This window comes from Citrobacter sp. wls757 (assembly GCF_005280935.1).
In the GTDB taxonomy this organism is placed as follows: Bacteria; Pseudomonadota; Gammaproteobacteria; order Enterobacterales; family Enterobacteriaceae; genus Citrobacter; species Citrobacter portucalensis.
Map to the genome: position 1 here is coordinate 1 of NZ_SZWU01000028.1, position 9926 is coordinate 9926.

A 9926-nucleotide genomic window follows, 5' to 3' on the forward strand; every position below is an offset into this window, starting at 1 on the left:
CCGCCCTGACGGGCGGTTGAATTTACTCTTCTGTTTTCTCGGTGGCTTCGGCTTCTTTTGCTTCTTCAGCCTCGTTGTCCTCATCTCGCGTACGTCGCTTACCGACATAGAAACGAGAGAAGAAAACGCCCACTTCAAACAGGCAGTACATCGGTATCGCCAACAACGTTTGCGAGAAGACATCTGGCGGAGTCAGTAACATCCCGACGACGAATGCTCCCACCACAACGTAAGGTCGTTTCTTACGTAAATCTTCAGGTGTCGTAATGCCCATCCAGCATAGCAGCACAATGGCGACAGGGACCTCAAAAGAGACACCGAAAGCCATAAATAGCGCCATTACGAAGCTGAGATAGCTGGCAATGTCCGTCGATACCTGCACGCCTTGCGGAGCCGTGTTAGCCAGAAAACCAAACGCCAACGGGAAGACGACAAAATAGGCGAATGCCATGCCGATGTAGAACAACAACGAGCTGGAGACCAGCAGCGGCACAACCAGGCGACGTTCATGTTTGTACAAAGCAGGCGCAATAAATGCCCATACCTGGTAGAGGATCACTGGCGCTGACAGGATCAGCGACACCATGAAGGTTAACTTTATAGGGGTAAAGAACGGTGAGGCCACATCGGTGGCGATCATCGTTGCACCCTGCGGCATCTGTTTAATCAGCGGTGCCGCAACCATATGGTAAATGTCGTTGGCAAAGTAAACCAACGCCAGAAAGATCACGATAACCGCAATAATGCAGTTCAGGAGTCGCTTACGCAGCTCGATAAGATGCGTAATGAGCGGTTGGGTATCTTCTACAGCCATGTTTACGGTTTATCACTCGACGAGGGGGAGGATTCGACAACAGGTGCGGCAGCTTTCTTTTCTGCATCCATCAACGTGGCGGAAGTGTTTTCCGTCTGCTCTGGCGTTTTAGCACCCGCGGATTCCGGTTTTTGCTCCGGCGAACTGGCCTGGTTTTCAGCGGCGGCAGGGGTGACCCCTTCTCGCTGCGCTTCACCTTCTTTCACCACCGGATTATGGATAGTGTGCGCTTCATCGCTCGCTTTCTCAGGATCGTGCACGCTGTAAGAACGCTTCATCGATTCCGCCGCTTCACGCAGCTCATCCATTGACGCTTTCAGCTCCGGGGTCAGATTTGTCAGGCTCGCTTTCTCTACTTTCTTCAGGCTGTCCTGAAACTCCTGAAGCTTAAGCTCCTGGGTCAGTTCATTCTGAACAGTAGTTGCAAGGGAACGCAAAGCGCGAACCCAGCCAGCAACCGTTTTTACCGCTACAGGTAATCGTTGCGGCCCCAGAACAATGAGGCCGATCACGAACACCAATAACAGTTCGCTAAAACCGATATCAAACACGGATTATACCTGCTCTTTATCTTGGCTTTTGGCGTCTTCCCTTTTCACTTCACCCTGCTTATCGGTGATGGATTTAGCAGTAAAATCAGCGTCCTGGCTGGTTTTATCTTGCTTAGGCTCATCATCACCCATCGCTTTTTTGAAGCCTTTGATCGACGCGCCAAGATCGGAACCGATGGAGCCGAGTTTCTTGGTGCCAAATAGCAGTACAACGATGACGGCAATGATCAACAACTGCCAAATACTGATACCACCCATACATGTTCCTCTGTCATAGATGATGAATTAATAAGGCCGTAGTATACGTTACACGACCTGCCTTGGGCGATGAAAAATTCAGCGCATTTTGCGCCAGCCGATCAACCAGGCTATGACGCCTCCCGCCATTAACCAGCCCGGCATAAACCCCCACTCAGGGCGGCTTACCAGCAGGAATGTTCCACTTAGCAACAATGTTGCGCCAATGCCCAATAAATAACGGGATTGTCCCTGGCGTACATGATTCGCGTGAAGCTCGCGGGCAATCTTATCAACACTGTGCTGTAAATATTTGCCCTGGCGCAAACTGTCATACACCAGTTCAGGTATTTCTGGCATTTTTTCGACCCAGAACGGTGCTTTTTCTTTAAATGCCCTAACGAGCGCCGGAATACCGACCTGATCTTTAATCCAGGATTCGAGGAATGGCTTAGCCGTTTTCCACAAATCTAACTGAGGGTAGAGTTGTCGTCCGACACCTTCAACGTACAGTAGCGTCTTCTGGAGCAATACCAGTTGAGGCTGAACTTCCATATTGAAGCGGCGCGCAGTGTTGAACAGATTCAACAGCACGTGACCAAAGGAAATCTCCGCCAGCGGCTTTTCAAAAATCGGTTCGCACACGGTACGAATGGCAAATTCAAACTCTTCTACATTGGTATCCGGCGGAACCCAACCAGAATCCACGTGCAGTTCAGCAACTTTGCGGTAATCGCGGTTAAAGAACGCAATGAAGTTTTCAGCCAGGTAGCGCTTATCTTCTTTGTTTAAAGAGCCCACAATCCCACAATCAATACCAATGTATTTCGGGTTTTCAGGGTGCTCATAACTGACAAAAATGTTCCCGGGGTGCATATCCGCATGGAAAAAGCTGTCGCGGAATACCTGAGTAAAGAAGACCTGAACACCACGCTCGGCCAACAGTTTCATATTGGTGCCGTTCTTCTCAAGCGTGGTGACATCTGAAACCGGGATACCGTAAATGCGCTCCATCACCATCATGTTCTGACTGCAATAGTCGGAATACACTTCCGGGATGTACAGCATCGGACTATCTTCAAAATTACGTCGTAGCTGAATGGCGTTCGCCGATTCGCGCAGCAGATTCAGTTCATCGATCAACGTTTTTTCATATTCACGGACGACTTCTGTTGGTCGCAGGCGACGTCCATCTGGCAGCAGACGAGGAACCCAACGAGCCAGGCGGTAGATCAGTTTTAAATCCGCTTTGATGACCGGGAGTATGTCCGGGCGAATAACTTTGATCACCACCTCTTTGCCATTCGATTTCAATCGCGCAGTGTGGACCTGAGCAACAGACGCAGATGCCAGTGGCGTGATTTCAAAATCATCAAACCATTCCTCAACGGGCAGCCCGCCCATAGCCTCTTCGATTTGTTTTTTCGCTCTAAGCCCATCGAACGGGGCAACCCGATCCTGCAATAGCGCAAGCTGATCGGCGATGTGCGGAGGGAAAAGGTCACGACGGGTAGAGAGCATTTGCCCAAATTTGATCCACACCGGGCCGAGTTCCTGTAAAGCCAGTCTCAGCCTTTCTCCCAGCGGTTTGTCTTTATGTCGGTTGGGCATCCAGAACAACGAGTAACGCCACAACCGAAGCGGCAGCGTGATTCGCATTTTGGGGATGAGTTCATCAAGACCGTAGCTTAAAAAAGTGCGAATGATGAAATAAAGGCGCCGTACTTCACCTGGCGTCATTTGGCCTCCAGTTTTTCCAGCCGTTTGGCCAGAGATTCAACCGCGCGCTCAACGGCTGCCGTTTCTTCAGCAAACCATGCAACCTCTAGTGGACCAGGAGCCATGCGCCACTCTTCAGTGATCGCTTCGGCGACATAGCGCTGCTGGCGCTGAAAGTTATGGCACAGGAACTTCGCTCCACCACGCAAGACTTTGCTGACCCCTTCCGCGACGATATCGCCGGTATAGGGAGCTAACAGTTCTGCAGGATCCAACTCCGCCAGATCGGCCAGCGCAACAAAGTTCTGTACTACCTGGATATCGCCCTGGACTTCCAGCTCACCGCTGCGGATAAGCGTGGTGAGTTGCTGTCGATCACGCAATTTCGGTAACACACTGGCATATGTGATTACGGTGCAATCGGCTTCGCCTTCCCATGCCCCCAGCACATCGACCTGGCGCTCGCTAAATACCAGGACTAACGGTGTTGAAAATCCTTTGAGATCAACACGCAGCACCTTACCCTGTAAACGCGTTCGGGCTGACTTCAGCGCAGGAGAACGGTACAGAAAGGTGTTGAGCAGATTTTCAACGCCTGCGGTTACTAAGGGTTTTAAAGGCATCCCCACTCTCCTGTCAGAACTTGTAACCACGATGCAGCGCAACGACACCTGCTGTCAGGTTGTAGTAATCAACGCTTTCGAACCCGGCATCTTGCATCATTGCTTTTAAGGTGTCCTGATCGGGATGCATACGGATGGACTCCGCCAAATAACGGTAGCTGTCCGCATCGCTTGCTACCATTGAACCTATGCGCGGCAGAACATGGAAAGAGTATGCGTCGTAGGCTTTGCTCAACGGTTCGATTATGGGTTTGGAGAATTCCAGCACCAGTAGACGTCCGCCCGGCTTCAATACGCGGTACATGGAGCGTAATGCTTTGTCTTTATCCGTTACGTTGCGCAGACCGAAAGAGATGGTGATGCAGTCAAACGTGTTGTCAGGGAAAGGTAATGCTTCCGCATTCGCCTGAACGTACTCAACGTTACCTACCACGCCAATATTACGCAGCTTTTCGCGACCCATTTTGAGCATTGAGTCATTGATATCCGCCAGCACAACTTTGCCGGTTTCACCAACCATGCGAGAGAATTTCGCCGTCAGATCGCCGGTACCGCCTGCTAAATCGAGAACGGTTTGCCCGCGACGCACGCCACTGCAATCAATGGTGAAGCGCTTCCACAAACGATGAATGCCAAATGACATTAAGTCATTCATAACGTCATATTTAGACGCCACAGAATGAAAAACGTGGGCCACCATGTCAGCTTTCTGCTCTTTAGCGACGGTCTGAAAGCCAAAGTGCGTCGTTTCTTGTGAATTATCCACCATCTCAGTGCCTGCTCATCCAAAAAATGTTCGAGAAGTGTAACAGATTGGGCCAATTTGCCCTACCCTTCTACCGGGTTCAACTACCCCAAATGGACTAGTTTGATTGCTGATTTACCGCTTCATCCTCGGGGTAAGACGCATCTTGTTGCGTCTCAGGGACCGAGCGCAAGCGGTATTCTTCATCCTGTGTAGTAGCTTGTTCAGCCAGCTCAGGATTTATCTCGCGCTTAATTTCCACGCCTAAACTACGAAAAGCTTCTGCCTGCGACAGGACGTTTCCACGACCGGAAGAGAGTTTTTTCATCGCCTGTCGGTAGTTGTCCTGGGCTTTGTCCAGGCTTTGACCTATTGCCGACATATCATCCACAAACAACCGCATCTTGTCATAAAGTTTGCTGGCCCGATCGGCAATTTGTTGCGCATTACGACTCTGATGCTCGTAGCGCCACAGGTTGGCGATCGTGCGCAATGCCACCAACAGCGTGGTAGGGCTCACCAGCATAATGTTATTTCTAAGCGCTTCGGTAATCAGTTCGGGCTGTCGGTCGAGCGCCAGTAAAAAAGCGGGCTCAACGGGGATAAACATCAGCACGTAGTCAAGCGTACGCAGCCCAGGAAGCTGCTGATAATCTTTGCGCCCCAGCAGTCGAATATGGTTACGCACCGAGGCGATGTGCTCCTGCAATGCACTTTCGCGGGTGTATTCATCTTCTGCGTTAAAATAGCGCTCATAGGCGACCAGCGTCATTTTCGCATCGATCACCACATCTTTACCCTGCGGTAGCCGAACGATGACATCAGGCTGCATTCGCGAACGGGCGTCGTTTTCGATGCTGACCTGGGTTTCATATTCATAACCCTCACGCAGACCAGAGGCTTCGAGTACCCGCGTAAGTACGACCTCTCCCCAATTACCCTGCGTTTTGTTATCGCCTTTTAATGCCCGTGTCAGGTTTACCGCTTCCTGCGCCATCTGCGCATTCAGTTGCTGGAGATTACGAATTTCGTGTGCCAGGGTATGGCGTTCTTGCGCCTCTTTACCAAAGCTATCCTGAACCTGGCGACGAAAACCGTCCAGTTGTTCACGAAGCGGCGCAAGCAGGCTGCTCAGACTTTGGCGATTTTGCTCATCAACACGGCGGTTGCTGTGCTCAAAAATACGATTCGCCAGATTTTCAAACTGTTCACTCAGACGCTGTTCGCTGTTGATCATCTGGCGGATTTTATCTTCCGCATGCTGTTGCGTTGCTTCCAGCCGGGTAGTGACTTCACGGAGATCGGCTTCCAGAGAGGTGTTGATACTGTGCAGACTGCGTAATTCGTTATTGAGTAGTTCGCACTCATCACGCCAGTGAGCTTCCTGCGAGAGCTGCTGGCGAGCGGCGCTTAGGGCAATATCCAGTTCACGTCGCTCTTCGATGAGGTCAGCACGGATTTGATCGGCGCGCGCTTTTGTCGCCAGCCACCCTACCAGTAGCCCTGCGGCTAACGCCAACACGGCACTCATCATAATTGAAATATCCACAACGCCCCCTTACAGCAACGACTTACCCGCACAAAATAGAATTGTGCTGTATAAACGTCCAGTTTAAAAGGAATTTCCTGCGAGGCACTACGCAAAATAAAAAGGCCGAACGCGTCGGCCTTTTTGAATAGACGGGAGAATTACAGTAAACGACGCGCGGCTTCCACCACGATTTTCACCGCGTGGCTTTCCGTTTGTTTCATCGTTTCCGCATTAGGGATCTCTTGCTGAGTACGGTTCACGATAACACCCGCGACCATACCGGCACGCAGACCCTGGCTTGCGCACATGGTCAGCAACGTCGCAGATTCCATTTCGTAGTTCATGACACCCATAGACTGCCACTCTTCCATTGAGCCTTTGAAACGGCTCACGACGCGACCAGAGAAGGTGTCATAACGCTCCTGGCCCGGGTAGAAGGTGTCAGAAGACGCGGTAACACCCACGTGAGTGGTGGCGCCGATAGATTTCGCCGCTTCCACCAGCGCGGTGGTGCACTCGAAGTCCGCAACGGCCGGGAATTCCATTGGTGCGAAGTGCAGGCTTGCACCGTCCAGACGAACAGATGCAGTGGTAACCAGTACATCACCCACGTTGATATGCGGCTGGATAGCGCCAGTCGTACCGATGCGCAGGAAGGTACGAATGCCCAGCTGTGCCAGTTCTTCTACGGCAATAGAGGTGGACGGGCCGCCGATACCGGTAGAGCAAACGATCACGGCTTTACCATCCAGCTCAGCACGCCAGGTGGTGAACTCGCGATGAGATGCCAGCTTAACCGGCTTATCCATCAGCGCGGCGATCTTTTCCACACGCTCCGGGTCGCCAGGGACGATAGCAAGCGTAGCCCCTTGTAAATCGTTCTTAGTGAGGCCGAGATGAAAAACATCAGACTTAGACATAAAAACTCCTCTGTGAATCGGTTTTGTCAGAAGAAGCAAAAACACACTTTACCGAAGGCATAAACATATTTTCGTGACAGTCATCACTATGATGTAAATCAATTGCATTCGATTACCATCAAAAAGTGATGCATATCACATAAATGATGTGATGTAAGGAAGCCCTGCACAAAAGATAGCCCGTTTAAGGCAATGTGGTTCGTTGCATGTGTCTATAGTTAACAATGCGCTTTTTGGCTGAATATTTAAGGGTACGGAGAATACCATGACAACACGACAATCTGGCTTTGCACCTGCTGTATCTCCACCGACGTCTACCACGGTTCACACCCCGGATAATGCAATTATCGCCGGTGTAACGTCTATACCTTCACAAGGCGATGATATGCCAGCGTATCACGCACGACCAAAACAGACTGATGGCCTGCTGCCCGTAGTTATTGTCGTGCAGGAGATTTTTGGTATTCATGAGCACATTCGTGACGTTTGCCGTCGTCTGGCTCTGGAAGGGTATCTGGCTATCGCACCAGAACTCTATTTTCGCGAAGGCGATCCCAATGACTTTGCCGATATCCCTACGCTGCTTAGTGGCCTTGTCGCCAAAGTGCCTGACTCTCAGGTACTGGCCGATCTGGACCACGTCGCTAGCTGGGCCTCCCGCAACGGAGGAGATGCGCACCAGTTGATGATCACCGGATTTTGCTGGGGTGGACGCATCACCTGGCTGTATGCCGCACATAATCCGCAGTTAAAAGCGGCCGTAGCGTGGTATGGCAAATTGGTGGGTGACAAAACCCTCAACTCGCCAAAACATCCCGTTGATATCGCAACCGATCTTAACGCCCCCGTTTTGGGGCTTTATGGCGGCCAGGACACCAGCATTCCGCAAGATACCGTTGAAACAATGCGCCAGGCGCTACGCGCCGCCAATGCTAAAGCGGAAATCGTGGTCTATCCCGATGCCGGACATGCGTTCAACGCCGATTATCGCCCGAGCTATCACGAAGAGTCCGCGAAAGACGGTTGGCAGAGAATGCTGGAGTGGTTCGTGCAATACGGTGGGAAGAAATAAACGTTAATTGCCCGGTGGCAGCGACGCCTGACCGGGCCTACAACTATTGCGATTTCCTGTAACCCGGGTAAGCACCAGCGCTTCCCGGGCACCGAATTATGCCTGACGCAGATTCTGCGCCGCTTTGACCATGTTCGCCAGCGCGGCACGGGTTTCCGGCCAGCCGCGGGTTTTCAGGCCGCAGTCCGGGTTCACCCACAGACGTTCTGCTGGAATGCGCTGCTCGGCTTTCTTCAACAGGGCTTCAATCCACTCCACGCTCGGAACGTTCGGTGAGTGAATATCATATACGCCCGGCCCGATTTCATTCGGATAGTCGAACTCTTCAAACGATTCCAGCAACTCCATATCAGAGCGCGAGGTTTCAATGGTGATCACGTCCGCATCCAGCGCCGCAATGGAGTCCATGATGTCGTTGAACTCGCAATAACACATGTGGGTGTGGATCTGGGTTTCATCCTTCGCTACCGCCGCGTTAATGCGGAAGGCCTCCACTCCCCACTCCAGATACGCCGCCCAGTCGCTGCGACGCAGTGGTAAACCTTCGCGCAGTGCCGGTTCATCAATCTGGATGATGCCGATACCCGCCGCTTCCAGATCCGCCACTTCATCACGCAGCGCCAGCGCGATCTGCTTCGCGATGGTTTCACGCGTCACGTCTTCACGCGGGAATGACCAGCAGAGAATGGTCACCGGACCGGTCAGCATGCCTTTTACCGGTTTGTCGGTCAGCGACTGGGCATATTTCGCCCACTCCACGGTGATCGCTTCCGGGCGGCTGACGTCGCCAATCACCACCGGCGGCTTCACGCAGCGAGAGCCGTAGCTCTGCACCCAACCGTTCTGGGTAAAGACGAAACCGTCCAGATGCTCGCCAAAGTATTCAACCATGTCATTACGCTCGGCTTCACCGTGTACCAGCACGTCGAGACCCAGACGTTCCTGTTCAACAATCGCCTGTTTAATATGTTCCGCAATTCCGGTGCGATAGTTACCAGCATCCAGGTTGCCCTTTTTGAAATCCAGGCGCAGGCCGCGAATTTCTGTGGTTTGCGGGAATGAACCGATAGTCGTAGTCGGCCATGCCGGCAGATTAAAGCGGGCACGTTGCGCCTCGGCACGAACCGGGTAAGCGTTAGCGCGCTGGCTGTCCTGGGCGGTGATTGCCGCCAGACGTTTTTCCACTGCGGCGTTGTGTACGCGGGTAGAGTGACGACGAGCCTGAATCGGTGCACTCCACTCGACAATTGCCGCCGTATCTCCGCTATTCAATGCATCGCGCAGCAGCGCCAGCTCGCCGCATTTTTGCAGGGCGAAGGCAAACCAGCTCTTCACTTCTGCATCAAGGCGGATTTCAACACTGAGATCGATTGGGCTGTGCAGCAGGGAGCAGGAAGAAGCCACCCACAGGTTACGTTTCCCGACGATATCTTTGATTTGTGCGTATTTTTCGCTGAGATCGGCACGCCAGACGTTGCGGCCGTTCACCAGCCCCGCTGACAGCAGCCAGTCGGCTGGCAGACGCGTGTGCAGCTCGGCTGCATCATCTTTGCCGTGCACGAAGTCAACGTGCAGCCCCTGTACCGGTAGGGCGGTAATGGTATCCAGGTTTGGCGTTACGCCTTCGAAGTAGGTGGTCAGTAGCAACTTCACCTGACCCGTCAGCGCGTCATAAGCAGGTTTGAAGGCGTCCAGCCACGCTTGCGGCAGCTCC

At 52.4% G+C, this 9926-nt stretch carries 10 protein-coding genes; 1 reads left to right on the forward strand and 9 read right to left on the reverse strand.

What is annotated here, in order from left to right; genetic code table 11:
• Positions 1 to 22: 22 nt before the first annotated feature.
• From tatC to udp, 8 genes are all read right to left on the reverse strand, one after another.
• Positions 23 to 814, reverse strand: a complete 792-nt coding sequence (gene tatC, locus FDW94_RS08120) for a Sec-independent protein translocase subunit TatC (RefSeq protein ID WP_003828911.1) — start codon at positions 812 to 814, stop codon at positions 23 to 25.
• A 2-nt stretch (positions 815 to 816) separates the two neighbouring features.
• The gene (gene tatB, locus FDW94_RS08125) at positions 817 to 1365 is read right to left on the reverse strand and encodes a Sec-independent protein translocase protein TatB (RefSeq protein WP_008787098.1); all 549 of its coding nucleotides are present in this window, start codon (positions 1363 to 1365) and stop codon (positions 817 to 819) included.
• A gap of 3 nt (positions 1366 to 1368) precedes the next feature.
• Entirely contained in the window at positions 1369 to 1623 is a 255-nt protein-coding gene (tatA, locus tag FDW94_RS08130; RefSeq protein ID WP_137377433.1) for a Sec-independent protein translocase subunit TatA, read from the reverse strand.
• Between the two features lie 78 nt (positions 1624 to 1701).
• Entirely contained in the window at positions 1702 to 3342 is a 1641-nt protein-coding gene (gene ubiB, locus FDW94_RS08135) for a ubiquinone biosynthesis regulatory protein kinase UbiB (RefSeq protein ID WP_137377434.1), read from the reverse strand.
• Positions 3339 to 3944 carry a ubiquinone biosynthesis protein UbiJ gene (gene ubiJ, locus FDW94_RS08140; protein WP_003828918.1) on the reverse strand — a complete coding sequence of 202 codons (606 nt, stop codon included), beginning with the start codon at positions 3942 to 3944 and terminating at the stop codon, positions 3339 to 3341. The genes ubiB and ubiJ overlap by 4 nt, the downstream gene beginning before the upstream one ends.
• A gap of 13 nt (positions 3945 to 3957) precedes the next feature.
• Positions 3958 to 4713 (reverse strand): bifunctional demethylmenaquinone methyltransferase/2-methoxy-6-polyprenyl-1,4-benzoquinol methylase UbiE, encoded by a 756-nt coding sequence (ubiE, locus tag FDW94_RS08145; protein WP_003017897.1) that lies wholly within the window; start codon positions 4711 to 4713, stop codon positions 3958 to 3960.
• A 94-nt stretch (positions 4714 to 4807) separates the two neighbouring features.
• Positions 4808 to 6238, reverse strand: coding sequence for a DNA recombination protein RmuC (gene rmuC / locus FDW94_RS08150; protein ID WP_137377435.1), 1431 nt, complete (start codon positions 6236 to 6238; stop codon positions 4808 to 4810).
• A gap of 140 nt (positions 6239 to 6378) precedes the next feature.
• Positions 6379 to 7140 (reverse strand): uridine phosphorylase, encoded by a 762-nt coding sequence (gene udp / locus FDW94_RS08155; protein WP_003828923.1) that lies wholly within the window; start codon positions 7138 to 7140, stop codon positions 6379 to 6381.
• Between the two features lie 265 nt (positions 7141 to 7405).
• On the opposite strand from udp, the gene FDW94_RS08160 reads away from it, so the two are divergent.
• Complete coding sequence (locus FDW94_RS08160) at positions 7406 to 8212, forward strand: dienelactone hydrolase family protein (RefSeq protein WP_003828924.1); 807 nt, start codon at positions 7406 to 7408, stop codon at positions 8210 to 8212.
• Positions 8213 to 8308: 96 nt separating this feature from the next.
• Here FDW94_RS08160 and metE read toward each other — a convergent pair.
• Positions 8309 to 9926: 5-methyltetrahydropteroyltriglutamate--homocysteine S-methyltransferase (gene metE, locus FDW94_RS08165; RefSeq protein ID WP_137377436.1), on the reverse strand; the 1618-nt coding region annotated here is incomplete at its 5' end.